This is a genomic window from Shewanella sp. Actino-trap-3 (assembly GCF_002836275.1).
Classification (GTDB): Bacteria; Pseudomonadota; Gammaproteobacteria; order Enterobacterales; family Shewanellaceae; genus Shewanella; species Shewanella psychromarinicola.
Genome location: NZ_PJCE01000001.1, coordinates 2,553,975 through 2,574,457 on the forward strand (window position 1 = coordinate 2,553,975; position 20,483 = coordinate 2,574,457).

Sequence of the window (20,483 nt, forward strand, 5' to 3'; positions counted from 1 at the left end):
AGCTTTTTTATTGGCTTTTAAAACCTTGCCCCCTGTTGAGCATTGTATTATTCCGTTACACTCCAAGCATACCGTCTTATTCTCAGCTTAGGGATAGTTATGACCATTTCAGTAAACCAACCAGATTGGGATTTCATCGCCACATCTCCTGCATTAATGTTATCAAGTTTAGCTCATATGGGATTAATCGAAATCACCGGAGAGCAAGGGCGTAGCTTTATTCAAGGCCAAGTCACTACAGACATTACCTCTCTTGGTACAAACGAGTGGAAATGGGGCGCGCATTGCGACCCTAAAGGTAAAATGCTTGCCAGTTTCCGAACATTTGCTGTGGGCGATAGCTTATTCATGTTACTGCCCAAAAGTGCCTTGAGTTTAGATTTACCACATTTACAAAAATACGCGGTATTTAGTAAAGCTGAACTGGCTGATGTCAGTGATGACTACCACATAATCGGCATAGCTGGAGCAGAGGCACAAGCCTTTGCTACTGAACATTTTGGCGATGTATCGCAAACACTTAACTTTGTAGATCAGGGCGTAATCATTCGCGATGGCGATCGTTTTATTGCCATTATTAAATCAGCCGCAGCCGAAACAATCATCAACCAATCGGGTCAAACATTGTTTGATGCCAGTGCGTGGCAAGCATTAGAAATTAAAGCCGGTTATCCCAACATTGATGCCGCTCATTCAGGCCAGTACGTAGCACAAATGTGTAACTTACAAGCCATTAATGGCATCAGCTTTACTAAAGGCTGTTACATGGGCCAAGAAACGATTGCTAGAATGAAATACCGCGGTGGTAATAAACGCGCTTTGTATATTTTGTCCGGTACCAGCAATCAAAAAATCACCACTGACACTACGTTAGAAATTGCGCTTGATGACGGTTTCCGTCGTGGCGGTAATATTATTGAGTGCGTCCAATATGGCGATAAAGTACTGCTTACAGCGGTACTACCAAATGATACCGAAAACAACGCTCAACTTCGTCTTGCCGGAGATGAAAGCTCACAGTTATCTATTATCGAGTTGCCGTATTCTTTAGCAGATGCCTAATTAACTCAAATTATTAACCGACTAAATACATCTACAAAAGCGAACCTTGGGTTCGCTTTTTGTTTTTTTATAGCCAAGGCGATCTATTTGACTCATATTAGGTATATGATTAATATTGTTAACGAATTAAATAAATTCATTAAACCCAAATAACTCATTACATTCATCAGTTATGGAGTCACTATGGAACCTCTCGTTACCTTAGAAAATATTAATAAAGGGTTTCGCGATGGCGAGTCATTTCATTCTGTGCTCAATCAAGTCAATCTGACGTTATACCAAGGGCAAACCGTTGCCCTTATGGGCCCTAGTGGCAGTGGTAAAAGTACCTTACTTAATATCATTGGCGGCTTTGAGACTATCGACAGCGGCGAATTATTCATTCATATCGATGGCCAGAAACAATCGGTAACGCCCTGGAAAGATAAGCAATGGAGTCAATACCGCCGTCAATATCTTGGGGTCGTCTTTCAGCAATTTAATTTACTGACGCCACTTAATGTGCGTGACAATATCATCTTTTCATTGGCAATGAATGGCCAAAAATGGACGCCATGGTGCGATGAGCTCTGCGAACAACTGGACATAAGTTCGTTACTTCAACGTAAGGTCGAGAATTTATCCGGTGGGCAACAGCAACGTGTCGCAATTGCCAGAGCCTTAGCCCATAAACCGCCTTTATTGCTTGCCGACGAGCCCACAGGTAATTTAGACCAACAAGCCGGGTTGCAAGTCATGACGCTACTGACCTCACTGGCCAAGCAAGCTAATACCTGCGTGGTGATGGTGACCCATAGCCAGCAATGTGCTGACTTTATGCAAACTCACCTTCATTTACACGGTGGTAGCATAGAGCATCTGCGCAACATCACCCCATTAGCTTATGAGTGATTGCCATGTCACTAATTAACGTCCGTCTCTGCTTACAGGTTTTTTACCGCCACTATAAGCACTCACCCATACAAGCGAGCGCCATTTTAATCGGTATTATACTCGCCGTCACCTTACTGATTGGCGTCAAAGCAACTAACGAGAATGCCATACAAAGCTACAGTAGCGCCACCGAATTATTAAGCCAACGGGCCAGTTTTAACCTGAGCAATAACAGCAGCAGTGATATCAATGAACAGGTTTATTTTGCCCTATCTCAAGCGGGAATAGACAGTCTAGCGATTATAGAAGGATTGGCGACCAGCCCTGACGGTCAATTGTGGCAAGTCACGGGTAGCGATGTGGTGTCAGCGCTAGCACATAGTGCAAAAAACACCACAATCTCAAGTGCCAGTTTAACCTCATCGACCATCGATTTAAGCCAGCTGCTTAATGGTCAGCCCACCATTATGATGAGCCAAAGCCAAGCTAAGCGCATCGCCCCTAATGGTGACTTCACGCTTAATAACATTAAGCTTAATGTGCTACAGGTCGACGACAAATTGGGGTTGGGTAGCGCCTTATTAATGGATATGTCTCTGGCGCAGCCCCTGCTGAACATGCAGGGAAAATTAAGTTATATCGCGGTATTTGCTCCTACGACAACGGCCACTGAGGTACTTTCGCCCGATAACCCTCCTTCGTTTGAGCAATCTATTAAGCAAACGTTATTAGCCGCCGGTATCGATACCAACCGAATCAATATCACTACAGTAGACACAGGTGAGGCACTAGGCGCTTTGACCGAGAGCTTTCATTTAAATTTAAATGCCATGAGCATGTTAGCATTTGTTGTTGGGTTATTTATTGCCTATAACGGGGTTCGTTATAGCTTAATGAAACGGCAAAAGTTATTTGTCCAATTAATGCAGCAAGGTATTGATAAATTTAGCTTAATGATCGCGCTTTTGTGCGAATTACTCATATTGGTACTGATTGGCTGCATCATTGGCTTTATTACTGGTTTACAACTTTCACAATGGCTGCAGCCCATGGTTGCGCTGACATTAGAACAACTTTACGACGCTCGATTAATGCCTGGAATATGGCAATGGTCATGGTTTTTACAAGCTTTTGGCTTAACCTTGGCTTCGGCAATGGGCGCCTGCATCCCCATGTTAACCAACTTGATAAACACTCCTTTAGCCCAAGGCACCCATAAACAAGAGCGCCACTACCGTCGTTTACATCGTAAACAATTCTACCTTGGTGTCGTCATGTTACTTGGCGCGTATCTGCTATTTAATCTGACTGAAAATTACCGATATAGTTTAGCTTTACTCGGTGTCGTCACTATTGCGATTCCTTTATTACTGCCCCAATTATTGGGTAGCATGCTCACTCTTATTACGCCCTTATTTCCTAAAGGCCTATGGCAATATGGGGTTGCTGAAACTAAAGATATCATTGCTCCATTATCGTTAGCTATGATGGCGATGTTGTTGGCTATTTGTGCCAATATCTCTATGAACACCTTAGTAGGTAGCTTTGAAATCACCTTAAAACAATGGTTAAACGCCCGTTTACATGCCGATTTATACATCATACCTAATCCAAGCGACATGAGTAAACTGGAGGGTTTTTTACAACAACAACCCAAAGTCACCGGGGTTTATCAGCAATGGAAAACCTCAGCAATAATAAGTTCTGCAGCTCTGAGCTCATCAACGACGCCTACTGCAGAAATTGAGTCGACATCGACCAATACTCCTATTTCGCTGATTAGCCGTGATATATACTCGCTCAAAAACACCACTATTTTTAAAGGCCAAATACCACAATTCTGGCAAGATTTTGGCGCGAACAACAGCATAATGATAAGCGAACCATTAGCCATTAAATTGAACCTACAACTTGGCAGTAAGGTACAAATTGACCGTTTAACCGCCTCATCTATGACAGTGGGAGCCATTTATTATGACTATGGTAATCCCATGGGCGAAGCCATTATCCATAACCTCACTTGGCAAACGAATAAGCTACCTATCAAGCCTATCAGCTTAGCGATAATTTATGCTGGCGAGCTAAACGAGATACAGCAACAACTCACTCAAACCTTGGGGATTTCATCCGCTCAAATGTATAGCCAGCAAGGCATAAAATCACAAGCCATCGAGATTTTCAAGCGCACCTTTTCAATTACTGTGGTGTTGAATAGCCTCACATTACTGGTCGCAGCTATTGGTTTGTTTAGCGCGTGCATCATGTTAACTCAAGCACGGCTGGCGCCATTAGCCCGCTTATACGCTTTAGGTGTCAACCGCCAGCAACTGCGGGTAATGGTGTTATCCCAAATGCTGATCATTGTATTTTTAACCTGTTTACTAGCCATGCCCACAGGTGCACTATTGGGCTATTTGTTGATCAACAAAGTGACCCTACAAGCCTTTGGTTGGACGATAGCCATGGTATGGGATTGGCAAGCTTATGCTCAAGTAGTGCTGATTGCACTAGCCAGCAGTGTCATTGCCGTGTGCCTGCCTTTGTATTGGCAAACCCGCAAACCATTGATATCAAGCCTGCAGCAGGAAGTCTTATGAATAACGCCAAGCAGATCACCTCATATGCCAAGCTTAGCACACTGCTGATCGGCTTAATGATTCTGATAAGTGGCTGTTCAGACCCGTCATCTGAGCACACGTCATCCACGATAGCAGATATGACCGCAAGCCAAAGTACGGGATATCAACAAGTATTACCCGATCACAATTTAGTGTTTCCAGCGGATCATCTAGCCCATGATGGCTTTAAAATTGAATGGTGGTATTTAACGGCCAATTTAACCACCACTAAAGGCGAGGACGTAGGGGTACAATGGACCCAGTTCCGTATCGCGCTGGCACCAAAAACACCATCGTCTACTGCGCAATCACCTGCGCTGCCATCCCCCGAGTTATCAATGAATCGTCCTCCTGCATGGGCAACGGATCAGCTGTATATGGCCCACGCCGCAGTCACATCTGCAGCTGAACATTTAATCGCCGAGAAATGGTCGCGCGCTCACCCTCAACTTGCTGGTGTTGAACCGCAACCATTTCAAGTGCATTTACAAAACTGGCAATGGCAGAGTCAATCTAACGACCTATTCCCAGCCACGCTCAAGGTAAACAATGATCAATTTAGCTACCAATTACAGCTAAACAGTCAACAACCTCTGCAATTACAAGGCAAGCAAGGTTATAGCAGTAAAAGTGCCGACCAAAGTGTCGCGTCTTACTACTACAGCCAGCCCTTTATCGATGTCACAGGCCAAATTACCCGTCATGGTGTTACCGAAAACGTCAGCGGTAAAGCTTGGCTTGACCGCGAATGGAGCTCACAATTTTTAACCAAAGCCCAACAGGGCTGGGACTGGTTTTCACTGCGTTTAGACGATGATTCAACACTGATGGTGTTTAGGCTGCGCGGACAAACTAACAAGGATAACTTTTACAGTGCCAGAAGAATGTTTGCCGATGGCAGTGGTCGCAATATCAACAGTAAAGATAACCCCAATGATATCTCAATGGAGCCGACTCAGTGGCAACAAACCGCATTAGGCTATCATCCTATTGCGTGGCGTATTGGCATCAAGAGTGAAGCAATAGACATTACCACCCAAGCACTCAACCCTAACAGTGACATGTTAGTGTCGACCTCATATTGGGAAGGCCCTATTACCATTGCCGGCAGTCACCAAGGCCAAGGATATATGGAGTTGACTGGTTATCGCTAACGCCACGCAGCGTCCTAGCAACTAGGTTCTAGTGTCGCTTTGCTGCTAGAGACCTCTTCGCTGCTAAGATTTTATAGGATCTAGCCTCTAGGCTCTAGGCTTTAGCTTTAGCTTTTTAGTTTATTCGCTTGTTCGCTTGTTATCCCTGGACATCGCTTGTTATCGTATGTCATCGCTCGATATCGCTTGCTACCTAGATTTTATAGGGTCTAGCCACGCAGCGTCATAGAATCTAGGCTTTTAGTCGCTTAATACCTATTAAGAGCATAACCTTTACTGCTGTAAAGCCATATAACATACCCACCCTCTTTTTATCTCCTCGCATATATTAGCTTTCATCACCGAAAAACCCTGCATTTCAAGCATGAGAAGCTTTACAAGCAAACTCTAAAACAGCATATCCCTAATTATAGAAATGAGATTTACATCACGCTGAAAAATGTGACCTTGCACAACTATTAACCACTATACCCATTCGGAGGTATACCCATGTCGTTAGTAAGGTCTAGACTCACTCTATCACGTCACCTCCAATGACTATCACGAAACAAGAACAACATTCTAAGAGTGAGGAACACCATGAGCATCAGTCGTCGCGAGTTTTTAAAAGCCAACGCCGCTGCCGCAGCAGCGTCGGCCGTGGGTATCGCTATTCCAATTAATATCGTTCAAGCAGCTGAAGGTAAAAGTGAAATAAAATGGGATAAAGCCCCATGTCGCTTTTGCGGTGTAGGCTGTAGCGTTTTAGTGGGAACACGAAATGGTAAAATTGTTGCCACCCAAGGTGACCCAGAAAGCCCTGTTAACAAAGGCTTAAATTGTATTAAAGGTTATTTCTTATCCAAAATCATGTATGGCAAGGACCGATTAACCTCGCCGTTACTTAGAATGAAAGATGGTAAGTATGATAAAGAAGGCGATTTTACCCCAGTAAGTTGGGATGTTGCTTTTGATACGATGGCCGAAAAATGGAAAGCCAGTATTGCCAAAAAAGGCCCTACATCAGTCGGCATGTTTGGTTCGGGACAATGGACTATTTGGGAAGGCTACGCGGCATCTAAGCTCCACAAAGCGGGCTTTTTAACCAACAATATCGACCCTAATGCACGCCATTGTATGGCATCTGCTGTGGGTGGCTTTATGCGTACCTTTGGTATTGATGAACCTATGGGTTGTTATGATGACTTAGAAGCGGCTGATCACTTTGTATTGTGGGGCGCCAACATGGCAGAAATGCACCCCATCTTATGGGCGCGCCTAACTGATCGTCGCTTAAGCCATAAAGATGCCCGCGTACATGTGCTTTCTACCTATGAAAACCGCAGCTTTGACTTAGCAGACAATGCCATGGTGTTTAAGCCGCAAACAGACTTAGTCATCTTAAACTATATTGCCAACTACATTATTCAAAACAAAGCAGTGAACAAAGACTTTGTCAGCAAACACACTAAATTTGCTTTAGGTACCACTGATATTGGTTACGGCCTGCGCCCAGAACACCCGTTGGAAAAGAAAGCCAAAAATTCAGGTAACGGGAGCTCTACACCCATTAGCTTTGAAGACTATGCCAAGTTTGTCAGTACTTATACAGCTGAATACGCGTCAGAAATGAGCGGCGTTCCGGTTGAAAATCTAGAAATTATGGCAAAAGCCTATGCCGATCCTGACATTAAAATAATGAGCTTATGGACCATGGGTATTAACCAACATACTCGTGGTGTGTGGGCCAACAATATGCTCTACAACATTCACTTATTAACCGGAAAAATAGCCACTCCAGGCAACAGTCCATTTTCACTAACAGGTCAACCATCAGCGTGTGGTACTGCCCGTGAAGTAGGGACGTTCTCGCATCGTCTACCTGCTGATATGGTAGTAAAAAATCCTAAACATCGTGAAATCACTGAAAAACTATGGCAAGTCCCAGCGGGTACCATTCCCGCCAAACCTGGGTACCATGCAGTACAGCAAAGTCGCATGCTCAAAGATGGTAAATTAAACTGTTATTGGACCATGTGTACAAATAACATGCAGGCAGGCCCTAACATTAATGATGAAATTTACCCTGGTTTTCGTAACCCAGAAAACTTCATTGTGGTCTCAGATCCCTACCCGACCATCACCGCAATGGCTGCTGACTTAATTCTGCCAACCGCAATGTGGGTTGAAAAAGAAGGCTCATATGGTAATGCGGAACGTCGCACTCATTTTTGGCATCAGCTCGTACCAACGCCTGAAGGGTCTAAGTCAGATTTATGGCAGCTGGTTGAATTCTCTAAGCGCTTTAAAGTTAGTGAAGTCTGGCCAGCAGAGTTAATCGCTAAGCAACCTGAGCTAGCCGATAAAACCTTGTATGAAGTGCTATTTGCTAATGGCGTAATCAATAAGTTCCCAGTAAGCGATTGTAAAGGTACTTATAACGATGAAAATGAACACTTTGGCTTTTATCTACAGAAAGGTATTTTCGAAGAATATGCTCAATTTGGCCGCGGACATGCGCACGATTTAGCCGACTTTGACACTTATCACCAAACACGAGGATTACGTTGGCCGGTCGTCAATGGTAAAGAAACCACTCGTCGCTTTGTTGAAGGTAGCGATCCCTACGTCAAAAAAGGTGAAGGCTTCAATTTTTACGGTAAACCAGATGGTAAAGCCGTTATATTTGCATTGCCTTATGAACCCGCTGCAGAAGAGCCTAATGAAGAGTTTGATCTGTGGATGTCCACCGGGCGAGTTCTAGAGCATTGGCATACAGGGTCAATGACCGCTCGAGTACCGGAACTGCATAAAGCCATGCCAAGTGCTCAGGTCTTTATGCATCCAGCAGACGCTAAGGCGCGCGGTTTAGCCCAAGGAGATGAAGTTACCGTTGCCTCTCCGCGCGGTGAAATAAACACCAGAGTGGAAACCAAAGGCCGTAATAAGCCGCCAAGAGGCGTGGTATTCATGCCATTCTTCGACGCCAAGCAATTAGTGAACAAGCTGCTGTTAGATGCAACGGATCCCTTATCAAAAGAAACTGACTTCAAGAAGTGTCCAGTGAAAATATTTAAAGCTTAATACGCCTTTTATATTCACTGCTGCTGTCATTGGGTGATTCAGCCATGACAGCTATGATGCTCAATTTCTACATTCATTAGGATGTAACGGAGATGAAAATGAAAAAACTACTTAGCGTCGCGGCTATACTATTAAGCCTTAACGCCTATTCTGGACAGCAAGCTTTAGCAGACAGCACCCCTGTTCAAGTAGAGTCTCGTGCAGGTAACGTCGCCATAAACGACAATTCGCCAGCCGATGCTATGGCAACTTATCCTACTCGAGGAAAAGCTATCCCACGCAGCTTTGCTCAGCAACCGCCGCTGATCCCTCATAAAGACAGCTATAGTATCACCACAGATAAAAACGGCTGTTTGACATGCCATGCTTGGGACAAAGCCAAAAGAATGAAAGCAACGCCAGTGGCAAAATCACACGTAGTCGATGACAAAGGCACATTAAATGGCATGAACTACTTCTGTGTACAGTGTCATGTTGCCCAAGCAAACAATAAACAGGAACTAGTGGAAAACACATTTACAACCAAGTAAGCCACGAGGGCATAACGTCCTTCTAGCTTCAATTTAAAAAAGCCACTTCTATTGAAGTGGCTTTTTTTATCTATTCAAAATGTGCAGATAATGCTGTCAACTCGCATAGCAAAAAGTGCTTAAAAAAAAACCAGCCTAAGCTGGTTTTATTGTTTTAGATTTGTGCTGGACAGACTGCGCACTCGGTTCTGCTGCAGTTTGCGATACATTATATGATTGGATCTCATCTTTCTCAGGCATCGCCGCTTGCCATAATGCGCCGACCCATAAACTTGAAGTTGATTTCATTGCCATTCCTCATTTTTGTTAACGAGTTCAAAATAATCTTTTATGCTTCATAGGTAAAATGAATAATTATCATAGAGTGGATTCTATTTAGGCATGAACATTCCAATCAAGAACTTGCAGAGTTTTCTGACTTTAGTTGAAACTGAAAACTTTATACGGGCGACATAAAAAGGCTTTATAACCCAACCGACACCGACCAAAATCATTCAGCGTTTCAAAGATAATATCGGCGAGTAATGGCTTATCTGGAACAATCAAAAGGTTGAGCTAGCTCAGGCAGGGCAATGACTTGAGCAATGCCATTTCTGTTAAGTGGCATTGTTACTGATTCAGCATTGGCCGCTAAAACGGTTAACCAGCATCACAAAAAAGCTAAAAAAAACCAGCCTAGGCTGGTTTTTTTATTTTGATGTTTTGTGGAATGGCGTTTCTGGCACCGTTCGAGCTGTCTGCGTAACCGGTAATGCTTGCGCTTCATTTTCAAGCGGCATGGCGGCTTGCCACAACGCACCGACCCATAAATTAGAAATTGATTTCATTGGTTGTTCTCCGTGTCAGTTAACGAGTTCAAAGTAATCTTTTATGCTTCATCCGTAAAATGAATTAATACTATAATATGGATTCTATTTCAGCATGAACTTTTAAATCAGTAGCTTACAGAACTTTATGACGCTAGTTGAAACTGAAAACTTTACCCAGGCGGCAGAAAAAGGCTTTATGACTCACCCGACACTCACAAAACTTATCCAGCGTTTAGAAAACAATTTGGGTGAGAAATTGCTGATTAGGAACAATCAAAAGGTTGAGCTAACTCAGACAGGGCGATGACTTGAGCAATGCCACTTCTGTTGAAGTGGCATGGTTAACCGATCCAGCATTGGCCGCTAACATGGTTAACTAACATCACAAAAAAGCTAAAAAAAACCAGCCTAGGCTGGTTTTTTTATTTTGATATTTTGTGAAATGGCGTTTCTGGCACAGTTCGAGCTGTCTGCGTAACCGGTAATGCTTGCGCTTCATTTTCAAGCGGCATGGCGGCTTGCCACAATGCACCGACCCATAAATTAGAAATTGATTTCATTGGTATTCCCCGTTTTGTTAACTAGTTCAAAGTAATCGTTTATGCTTTATCCGTAAAATGAATTAATAACATAATATGGATTCCATTTAAGCATGAACATTCCAATCAAGAACTTGCAGAGTTTTCTGACCTTAGTTGAAACTGAAAACTTTACCCGGGCGGCAGAAAAATGTTTTATGACTCAACCGACACTCACAAAAATCATCCAGCGTTTAGAAGACAATATGGGTGAGAAATTGCTGATTAGGAACAATCAAAAGGTTGAGCTAACTCAAGCAGGGCAATTGTTCGAAAAAAGTGCTAAGGAAATTTTGGGTCATTGGCATCGACTTCAAGAAGATATTAACAACCTCAATGGCTTAAAAACAGGACTATTACGGCTTGGCGTCTGCCCTATGATGAGCAGTTTAATTACCAGCTTGTTGACCAATTATCGGCAGCAATATCCTGGGATTGAAATACAGATGTACGAGTATGGCGGCTTTGGTTGCGAACAAGCACTATTGAACAACAGTCTAGATATTGCGTTTACCGCACTGCCGACAACCCATAAAACAGAGTTATCGAATCAACCACTCACTAAATATCCCTTACTTGCATGCTTACCCGAAGGACATCCACTCACAGATAAAGCGGAGATACGCTGGCAAGACTTTGAATCTTATCCATTCATTCTTTATAACGAAGATTTTTCATTAGCAAAGTTAATTAACCGTTTAAGCCGTGAAGCTGGGGTGCAACTCAATATAGCCTTTAGAACGGGTCAATGGGATTTTTTAGCCGCGATGGTTGAAGCAAACTTGGGCGTCGCGATTTTACCCGAACCCATTTGCCAACGATTAAGTAATAGCAGACTGGTATTTAAACCGATGCATCCCGCAATGACTTGGGATCTCGCATTAATATGGCGAGAAAACTTACCCTTAACCCCGCCAGCAAAAGCGCTATTAGCGCTCAGCAGAAACAGTTATGAATAACATCTACTCTTATATCATAACTGTTTTTATATCGTAGCAAGCGCATAAAAAAAACATAAAAAAACCGCTGCCTAGGCAACGGTTTTTTTTAGTCAATTGAAACGAGAATTACTTCTTAGTTTCAGCAGCCTTACGCTCTTTAACTTGAGCAACAACTTTCTCAGAAACGCTGTTTGGACATGGTGCGTAATGAGCAAATTCCATAGAGAATTGACCACGACCAGAAGTCATTGTCCGTAATGAACCAATATAACCGAACATTTCTGATAACGGTACGTCAGCTTTAATACGAACACCTGTAACACCAGCATTTTGATCTTTGATCATACCGCGACGACGGTTAAGGTCACCAATAACGTCACCAACGTTGTCCTCTGGGCTGAATACGTCAACATTCATGATAGGCTCAAGAAGTTGTGCACCCGCTTTAGGCATAGATTGACGGAATGCGCCTTTAGCGGCGATTTCAAACGCGATAGCTGACGAGTCAACTGCGTGGAAAGCACCATCTTGAAGTTCAAGTTCAACGTCTAACACAGGGAAACCAGCGATAGTACCTGTATTCATCATGCTTTTGAAACCTTTCTCAACAGCAGGCCAGAATTCTTTAGGTACGTTACCACCAACAACTTTAGAGGTGAACGTGAAGCCAGTGTTTTGCTCGCCAGGGCGAATAACGTAATCAATTTTACCAAACTGACCAGAACCACCAGACTGTTTCTTGTGCGTGTAGCTATCTTCGATTTCACGAGTAATAGTTTCACGGTAAGCAACTTGAGGCTCGCCTACAATTAGGTCTACACCGTAAGTACGTCTAAGAATATCAACCTTAATGTCTAAGTGAAGTTCACCCATACCTTTAAGGATAGTTTCACCAGAATCAATGTCAGTTTCAACACGGAAAGATGGATCTTCTGCAATCATTTTACCAATAGCGATACCCATTTTCTCAGAACCGCCTTTATCTTTTGGCGTTACAGAGATAGAAATAACAGGCTCAGGGAATACCATGGCTTCAAGCGTACAAGGGTGCTTAGGATCGCATAACGTGTGACCCGTTTGTACGTTCTTCATACCAACAATAGCGATAATGTCACCCGCTTGAGCTGAATCTAATTCGTTACGCTCATCGGCTTGCATCTCAACCATACGACCCACACGTTCTGTTTTACCAGTAAACGAGTTAAGGATGTTGTCACCCTTTTTGATTCGGCCAGAGTAGATACGTACGAAGGTTAATGCACCAAAACGGTCATCCATAATCTTGAACGCTAATGCTTTAAATGGCGCATCAACATCAACAATGGCGAACTCACCATTTTCGTTACCGTCTTCGTCAGTTAGAGGCTGTGGATCAACTTCAACTGGATCAGGAAGATAATCAATAACTGCATCTAATAATAACTGCATACCTTTGTTTTTGAATGCGCTACCACAGTATGTTGGGAACACAGACATTGTACGAGTACCCGCACGGATACAGCGCTTAACGTCTTCAATAGATGGTTGAACACCATCCATGTAAGCTTCTAATAGAGCATCATCCTGCTCAAGAGCCGTTTCGATTAACATTTCACGGTATTCTTCAACTAGGTCAACCATATCAGCTGGAACAGGTTGAATTTCGTAGTTTTCTGGTAAACCAGATTCATCCCAAACGTGAGCTTCACGAGTCAGTAGGTCAACAACACCAATGAATTCGTCTTCAATACCGATTGGTAAAACCATAACCAATGGGTTAGCCGCTAATACGTCTTTAGTTTGCTTAACAACACGTAAGAAGTCAGCACCCATACGGTCTAACTTGTTTACGAAGATGATACGCGCAACTTCAGAATCGTTAGCATAACGCCAGTTTGTTTCTGACTGAGGCTCAACACCGCCTGAACCACAGAATACACCGATACCGCCGTCAAGCACTTTTAGCGAACGATAAACTTCAACAGTGAAGTCAACGTGGCCTGGAGTGTCGATAACATTAAAACGGTGGTCTTTCCAGAAACAGCTTACTGCTGCTGACTGAATGGTGATACCGCGCTCAGCTTCCTGTTCCATGAAGTCTGTGGTTGATTCACCATCATGTACTTCACCGATCTTATGGATCTTACCGGTTAGCTTAAGGATACGCTCGGTGGTCGTGGTTTTACCCGCGTCAACGTGAGCGAAGATACCAATGTTTCTGTATTTGGATAATTCGGTCATGATTCAACTTTAATGATTAGTTTAAGAAGTAGACGGAGCATGCGAAAAAGGACCTACACACCGCACATCAGGTTATTAAGGCGCATATTGTAAATTGGAACCTTGCTGGGCGCAAATAGCTGGTGCAATATTTATTTGTTTTTAGCAAAAAAAAACTCAATAAATGCCAGTAATAATATATAAAACAAACGATTAAAAAATAATAGTTTATTTTTTAATCGCCTCAGTAATTTCAACTAAAAATGTAAAATTGTAGCCTAAATGGGTAAATCGACATTTTTAGGCCAATATTATGCTGACAATGAACATACCACGACAACAAATAAGTATTTATTAACCCATAAAATGAGTTTCGCTAAGGCCACAAACATCAATCAATAGGGTATTTTTATCTAGGCACTACAATATTGATTACGTCCAGACTGCTTCGCTTTGAATAACGCCGCATCGGCTCGTTCAAAGCAAGCTTGGATCGGTTCATTATCACCCAGCAAGGCAATCCCGAAACTGCAGGTCACGTTAATATTGTTATAAAAATGAAAATAAGTAAGCTCATCGGTAATTCGTTGGCAAAGCTCTGCGGCATCGTGCAACTGTACATGCTGACAAACGACCACAAACTCTTCACCTCCCCATCTTGCCACAACATCAAGTTCTCTTACTGAAGCTTGTAGCACTTGTGCTACTTGAACCAAAATTTTGTCGCCGATAGCATGTCCATGCATATCATTTATCGCTTTAAAAAAATCGATGTCAATCATGACCAAACTGATATTGTTGTTCTGAGATGTTTTTTCCTGAGGTTGCCTCGCATCCTCTAAAAAAGTTTGGTTAAAATATTGACGATTATACAATTTTGTCAGTGGATCATGTTGAGCCAAAAAATCGAGATCACTATTTTTTTCCTCAAGTTCTAATTGTAATTTTTGTAATTGCTTGTTGTTTGCTTCTAAATGAACATTGTACTTGCTGACACACATGGTTCGGTAAAGTAGAAATAAAATAAACATCCCCAGAGCAGTCACCACTTGGATCACTAGGCTGTAATCAATGTCTTCAATAACAGTAATATTATGCCATTTCTTATAAATTGAAATATGCTCAGCTTGGGAAATTTTTGCCAGTCCAGCGTTAATTCGTGGCAGCAAATCTTGCTTTGCATGAGTAACGCCAATGCGTAACTCATCTTCAGGCCCACCCCAACCCGCTATTTTAAGCGAGGTTAACCCCTGTTGTTGGATATAGGCATTGACAGAAAACATCGACCCTACAAATACATCCGCGTCACCGTTAGCAACTTTCTCCAATCCTTGGCGTTCACTATTGGTCAATATGGTGTTGATGCTGGGGTAAAACCGTTGAATATACTCCACTAAACGATAATCTTTGGGTATAGCCAATAAGCGATCACCGATATTTTCAAATCCTTGTAAAAAAGGTTGGGATTTTAATGAAACCAAGACATTTGGCGATTTAAAAAAATATCGCTAAAAGAGAGATATGCGTCGCGTTTGGGTGTTTGATTTAAAATGGGGGTTAACTCGCATGCACCTTGTTTAAGTAATTCTAAACTCTGTCGCCAAGACGAGGTAGGCACTAACACAAAAGTGAGATCGGTATAATCTGTTAATAATGCTAAATAATCAGATGAAATACCAGTATGACGGCCATCGATAATGGCTTCATAAGGTAACCAATCTGGATCAACACAATAATGGATGATATTACGGTTTTTTGAATTGATGAAAGACTGACTCTCAACCACCGAAGCACTGGCATGCTTAGCGTTAATCAAATTAATGAATATCAACAGCGCAATCAATAATACGCTAGAGAACTCAAGCCGACTCAATGTTCGCATCATTTTTCAAAATAGTATGATCCAACAATATGGTCCAACAAATTAGTTGAACCAAAAGTGTATATACTATTAAGTGTATTACAACATACGAAAGTATGACAAAAAAATACCCGCTAAATAGCGGGTATTTTACTCAACAATCAATCGTACGTATTACACTTCGATAGGCGATATCACAAACAGTAGATCACCTTGTGAAACTTGCTGGCCATTGCTATTCAGAATACGTTCAATGCGATACTTTTGATCTTCAGGATATAACACACCCGTTTGACGATTAAAGCCCGCTAGGGTCAATTGAGAGAACATTTTCATTGCTTCCATCAATGCCAATGTTTGCTCAACCGTGACAATGTCACCTTCTTTAACAAAGTCTGCTTCACCAGGTGCTGGGGAGGTATAGAAAATTCCCGCACCTTGTGCCAGTACTTTCAATTCGTTGCTTTCGCCAACACGTAATGATTCAGTATCAACCTTAATCGCTTCTGCAGCCGCTTCCATTTCAGCAATCAGTGCTGGTATGTCCAACTCTGCCATTAAACGTGGCAAGTAGTTAGTGTCATACACCCCTTCATTGAAGGTGCGATCTTTAAGGATAAGCTTCAGCAATGGAATGTTAGTCGCAATCCCTTTAATCACTACGCTATCAAGATACGCATACATTTTAGCCACCACATCAGCACGGTCAGTACCTCGGATAATGATCTGTGCGATTAAGCTATCATAGTATGGCGATACTTCTTTGCCAGCTGCTGCAATCGAAATAATTTCAACATCATCACGCTCAGGCAATACGCATTCAGTGATGTTGCCTGGATTAGGAATAAGCTGAAGAATACCATGGCTATCGAGTGCCGCTTTTTCCGCCGTCACACGCACTTCCATAGCGTAACCTTGGTCAACTGGCTGTAGTTTTTCAATTGAACGACCCGCAGCAATATCAAACTGCGCGCTAACAATATCAATACCCGATGTCGCTTCCGTCACCGGATGCTCAACTTGAAGACGAGTATTCATCTCCATAAAGTACACTTCGTTTGCATCTAAGTTATAGATAAACTCAACAGTACCAGCGCCCATGTAATCGGTAGCATCACCTAACGCACGAGTGTATTCCATCACGCGTTGTTTCAGCTCCTCAGGCAACATGGTTGATCCTGATTCTTCAATCACTTTTTGGTTGTTACGTTGTACTGAACAGTCACGAATACCTAATACTTTGCTATTACCAAACTGATCACGCAGTAGCTGGACTTCAATGTGGCGCAATGAGGTAACATATTTTTCTAAATACAAGTCACCATTACCAAACGCAGCAGCGGCTTCCGTCGCGGTTTTCTGGAAGAAACCAATCATGTCCTCAGGACGTTTAACGACCTGAATACCTTTACCGCCTCCACCTTGGACCGCTTTTAACAGCACTGGATAACCAATTTCAGACGCCACGTTGACCGCTTGTTCTGCGTTACTCAAAATACCATGACTACCTGGCACAACAGGGACATTTTGCGCTTGCGAAGTATGAATAGCGTTAGACTTGTTACCCATAGTGGTCATTGAATGCACGCTAGGACCGACAAAGTTAACTCCATTGTTGACACATAACGCCGCAAACTGTGGACTTTCTGATAAGAAGCCAATACCTGGGTGCAACGCGTCAACGTTTTCATACTCAGCAACTTTTAATACTGAGTAAGCATTTAAGTAACTTTCATCTGAGGTATTACCGCCAATACATACAAGCTTATCAGTGTCTTTAAGCATATCTGCTGGAACAGATGTCATGTCCGGATCTGAGGCCACCAACACCACATTAATGTTGTTGTCGTGTGCTTTACGGATTAATTTAACGGCCGTACAACCACGCGCATGCACCAGCACTTTATTAATAGGCTTCATCAATGCACGAGGATCGTCCTGTTCAATGACTTTTTCTAACTCAATCACTTCAGGCACTAAGGTAGACAATGCTTTGCTGATCACTTCGTCTATTTTCATCGTCGGTAATGGCATGAGTGGATCAATACCATACAACTGGGTGTCTAAGGTATCACTAAATGGATTATGGACTAACCCCGTCATTGCACCTGGCACTTTAGATAAATAGTTCGACAATGTTGCCGTTGATGGTAAGTACGCAGGTACCACCATTTGACCAGCAAACGGCATATTGGTACCAGATAAATAGTACGTCTGCACTAAAGGATGGGTGACAAAACTGGCTTGAGCACCACCGGTACAATCACCAAAACCAAACATCAATACCGGTAATTCGTTATCACGAATAAAGCGCGTAATACGGTCATTCACTACCGCCATAGAGAACAATGCCGCAGCACCTTCTTTCGTTTGCATGCCACCAGAGCTGATAAAACAAATGACCGGTAATTTACGTTTCGCACATTCAATTAATAGTGAACTGAATTTTTCAGCACTGGCCATATCAAATGCACCCGCTTGGAATGCTGTATTTGAAACCGCAACACCTACACGTAACTTACTGCCGTTATTTTTAAAATCAGCCAGACCGGTAATTAAACCACAAGGGCGGATCTTTCTATCAATAGCATCTTCAATCGATAACCGGAAACCGGGGAAATTAAGTAAGTTAGCTGACATTTTGTCGGCATCAATTTCATCAAACTGAGTAAAGAACTGTTTGATAATATTTTCCCAGCCCATCTTGCCTTGCTTTTTCTCTTCACGAAGTACTTTTTGGATAAGTAAGTCTTGGTAACCCATGGTTAAACGGTTCCAAAAATCCTTACGACGACCAATACGTACAGGGTTAATCGTCCCCGTGTATTTATCGTGCTCGTCTTCACTGTCAAAGTACTCTGGTAATAAGCGCTCGAAGAAATAAGTTAAGATAACGAAAAGCGAATCGTTTAATTGTGGGAAACCGACACTCTTCCATTGCTCTACACGCGTTAACAATTCAGCACGATTCGATTGATCCATAAAGTATTTTAACCACTTATAGAACTTGCTCTTGTCGTTAGCGTTATCACTATTAGATAAGGCATTATCAATCGATTTATGGAGTAACTTGTCCACTGATTCACGAGACAAACTTTTTGACATCATGGCTTCTTTGGAAATTGACGCCAAACTGCCGACCACATTGTCATAAAGTGCATTGAAGATAAGCACGTTATGACACTGCCAAATAAAGTCTTCACGTAATTCGTCATTAACGACAATGTCCAGCACAGTAAGCTGACTAAGTTCAGGCCATGGAGCTTGTGTTGTAGACTTAGGCAATGACTCTAAATGCTTAATTAAACCATTGAAATTGTTAGCAGCGTTACTTTTCCAACGATGGTATAACGACCAACCAATATTAAATAACAGTGCTTTACGTGCTTTTTTGTAGTTCTCTTTTGGTTCACCCAAAATAAAACGTGTAATTACGTTACGTTCGGCAGAAATATCTTTACGTTTAGCGCTAAACGTACCCCATAATTTATTCAGTTCTTCATCGTAAACTAACTTGTCAGGGTTGGTTAACCACGCTTGGAACACGCGTTCCTGTTCTTGCTTAATACGCGCTAACAAATCACCTTCTGGCACGCTCACTTTTGACAAGCGACCATACTGTTCTTGTGAGATTGAATGAATACGGCTACGTAAAGTCAAATAACGCAGATATCGATATGCACTACCAAAAATATTGTGATACATAGTCGGATTATTGGCGACAGACAAGCGGGTATTATTTTCAAGCGTAAGTAAATTAGCCGACGGCGCTAAGAAACGCTGTAAACTTCGACCATAATGTTCTTTTAAATCAGCAGACTCGCGTACAAAATCCATCGCAGCACGTTCAACGGCTTCAATAGCACTGATAATCGCACGACGGAAATTATGCTGGCGCTCATCTTTATCTGATGGCGTAAAGTCGATAATACCGTCAATACAGCCCGCGGTATAAAGCTCTTCTGGCGATACCCCGACAGACTTAGCACATTCTTGCCATGACAAGTTGTACTTACGCGCAATGCTTTGTAAGCCTTGCGGCTGGATAGTATTAAAAATACCGTCGCGTACAGATAATAAAATATTGGCTGCAGCTAATGGAATCGCACCACCTGAATAGCCCGCACCAATCACAATACCGACTGTCGGTACGCCAACGTTAGCACTTTCAGCGATGGCTTTTGAAATGGTATGAGCTTGATTTTGGCTGTTGGCAACTTCACCAGCATCGGCACCAGGAGTATCAATTAAATATACTATTGGCATCGACAATTCTGCAAAATGACGGATCGCCTTACACGCTGCAAGATGATGTTCTGGCATCCACGCACCGTTTGCGGTCGTGCGCTCTTGGGCAATAAAACCGATACGACGAGTACGAGTGCCAAAGTTTAATTCCACTTCAGCACGATAAAACGGTCCAATATGGCTTTCAGCAATAATCTTGCCTTTTAAGTCCGCGATCATACGCTTCGCGCCAGGGCGGTTTTTATCCAAAGTGGGTTGGATAACTTTATTGACATAACCATCAACATCTAAAGATGCCAAACTTTTTAAGTTTGATTGAATTGCATCTTCAGTTAATAATCCTTTTACTTCTTGAGATACACTCTGCTTGTTATGAGCAGGAAATAATGAAAAATCTTTAGCCAAGTGTTCTGCTTGTAAGAAAAGTGGGTCAGCCGATAGTGCTTGAGTCTTGTTAGCGGGCTGCTTTTTGCTGGTCATCCTTAGATCCTCTGCTTATATAGCCTCTGAAAATTTTTTTTAGCTCGTAAATATAACTTTGTTAATG

Annotated in this window: 14 protein-coding genes and 2 pseudogenes; 9 read left to right on the forward strand and 7 right to left on the reverse strand. The window is 42.5% G+C overall.

Translation table 11 applies throughout. The annotated features are described in order from the left end of the window. The first annotated feature begins 99 nt into the window (after window positions 1–99). The 6 genes from ygfZ (at window position 100) to CXF80_RS10875 (ending at window position 9,300) form a co-directional block, all read left to right on the forward strand. Window positions 100–1,062, forward strand: coding sequence for a tRNA-modifying protein YgfZ (gene ygfZ / locus CXF80_RS10850; protein ID WP_101032884.1), 963 nt, complete (start codon window positions 100–102; stop codon window positions 1,060–1,062). A gap of 183 nt (window positions 1,063–1,245) precedes the next feature. Further along, on the forward strand, window positions 1,246–1,953 hold the full coding sequence (locus CXF80_RS10855; protein WP_101032885.1) for an ABC transporter ATP-binding protein: 708 nt from the start codon (window positions 1,246–1,248) through the stop codon (window positions 1,951–1,953). A 5-nt stretch (window positions 1,954–1,958) separates the two neighbouring features. Then, a complete protein-coding gene (locus CXF80_RS10860) occupies window positions 1,959–4,532 on the forward strand; it encodes an ABC transporter permease (protein ID WP_101032886.1) in 2,574 nt (857 codons plus the stop codon). Further along, complete coding sequence (locus CXF80_RS10865; protein WP_101032887.1) at window positions 4,529–5,707, forward strand: lipocalin-like domain-containing protein; 1,179 nt, start codon at window positions 4,529–4,531, stop codon at window positions 5,705–5,707. The genes CXF80_RS10860 and CXF80_RS10865 overlap by 4 nt, the downstream gene beginning before the upstream one ends. Window positions 5,708–6,286: 579 nt before the next feature. Continuing rightward, complete coding sequence (napA, locus tag CXF80_RS10870; RefSeq protein WP_101032888.1) at window positions 6,287–8,770, forward strand: nitrate reductase catalytic subunit NapA; 2,484 nt, start codon at window positions 6,287–6,289, stop codon at window positions 8,768–8,770. A gap of 98 nt (window positions 8,771–8,868) precedes the next feature. Continuing rightward, window positions 8,869–9,300: a nitrate reductase cytochrome c-type subunit gene (locus CXF80_RS10875; protein WP_101032889.1), complete on the forward strand. Its 432-nt coding sequence runs from the start codon at window positions 8,869–8,871 to the stop codon at window positions 9,298–9,300. A gap of 135 nt (window positions 9,301–9,435) precedes the next feature. Here CXF80_RS10875 and CXF80_RS20270 read toward each other — a convergent pair whose 3' ends face one another. Then, a complete protein-coding gene (locus CXF80_RS20270; RefSeq protein WP_198554755.1) occupies window positions 9,436–9,588 on the reverse strand; it encodes a hypothetical protein in 153 nt (50 codons plus the stop codon). A gap of 93 nt (window positions 9,589–9,681) precedes the next feature. On the opposite strand from CXF80_RS20270, the pseudogene CXF80_RS20690 reads away from it, so the two are divergent. Next, window positions 9,682–9,822, forward strand: a pseudogene (locus CXF80_RS20690) (helix-turn-helix domain-containing protein); the annotation flags it as partial. A gap of 167 nt (window positions 9,823–9,989) precedes the next feature. Here CXF80_RS20690 and CXF80_RS20275 read toward each other — a convergent pair. Continuing rightward, complete coding sequence (locus CXF80_RS20275) at window positions 9,990–10,127, reverse strand: hypothetical protein (protein ID WP_164839409.1); 138 nt, start codon at window positions 10,125–10,127, stop codon at window positions 9,990–9,992. A 106-nt stretch (window positions 10,128–10,233) separates the two neighbouring features. Between CXF80_RS20275 and CXF80_RS10885 the strand changes: the two are divergent. Beyond that, window positions 10,234–10,413 (forward strand): annotated as a pseudogene (locus CXF80_RS10885) (helix-turn-helix domain-containing protein); the annotation flags it as partial. 118 nt (window positions 10,414–10,531) lie between these two features. On the opposite strand, the gene CXF80_RS20280 reads toward CXF80_RS10885, so the two are convergent. Then, complete coding sequence (locus tag CXF80_RS20280) at window positions 10,532–10,669, reverse strand: hypothetical protein (protein ID WP_198554756.1); 138 nt, start codon at window positions 10,667–10,669, stop codon at window positions 10,532–10,534. Between the two features lie 92 nt (window positions 10,670–10,761). On the opposite strand from CXF80_RS20280, the gene CXF80_RS10890 reads away from it, so the two are divergent. Beyond that, a complete protein-coding gene (locus CXF80_RS10890; RefSeq protein WP_101032890.1) occupies window positions 10,762–11,646 on the forward strand; it encodes a LysR family transcriptional regulator in 885 nt (294 codons plus the stop codon). Between the two features lie 108 nt (window positions 11,647–11,754). On the opposite strand, the gene fusA is transcribed toward CXF80_RS10890, so the two are convergent. The 4 genes from fusA to CXF80_RS10905 form a co-directional block, all read right to left on the reverse strand. Next, window positions 11,755–13,848 carry an elongation factor G gene (fusA, locus tag CXF80_RS10895; protein ID WP_101032891.1) on the reverse strand — a complete coding sequence of 698 codons (2,094 nt, stop codon included), beginning with the start codon at window positions 13,846–13,848 and terminating at the stop codon, window positions 11,755–11,757. A gap of 392 nt (window positions 13,849–14,240) precedes the next feature. Then, window positions 14,241–15,248 (reverse strand): transporter substrate-binding domain-containing diguanylate cyclase, encoded by a 1,008-nt coding sequence (locus CXF80_RS10900; RefSeq protein WP_443019032.1) that lies wholly within the window; start codon window positions 15,246–15,248, stop codon window positions 14,241–14,243. Between the two features lie 47 nt (window positions 15,249–15,295). Further along, window positions 15,296–15,712, reverse strand: coding sequence for a transporter substrate-binding domain-containing protein (locus CXF80_RS20450; RefSeq protein ID WP_232772086.1), 417 nt, complete (start codon window positions 15,710–15,712; stop codon window positions 15,296–15,298). Window positions 15,713–15,862: 150 nt separating this feature from the next. After that, window positions 15,863–20,416 carry an ATP-binding protein gene (locus CXF80_RS10905; RefSeq protein WP_101032892.1) on the reverse strand — a complete coding sequence of 1,518 codons (4,554 nt, stop codon included), beginning with the start codon at window positions 20,414–20,416 and terminating at the stop codon, window positions 15,863–15,865. Window positions 20,417–20,483: the final 67 nt, after the last annotated feature.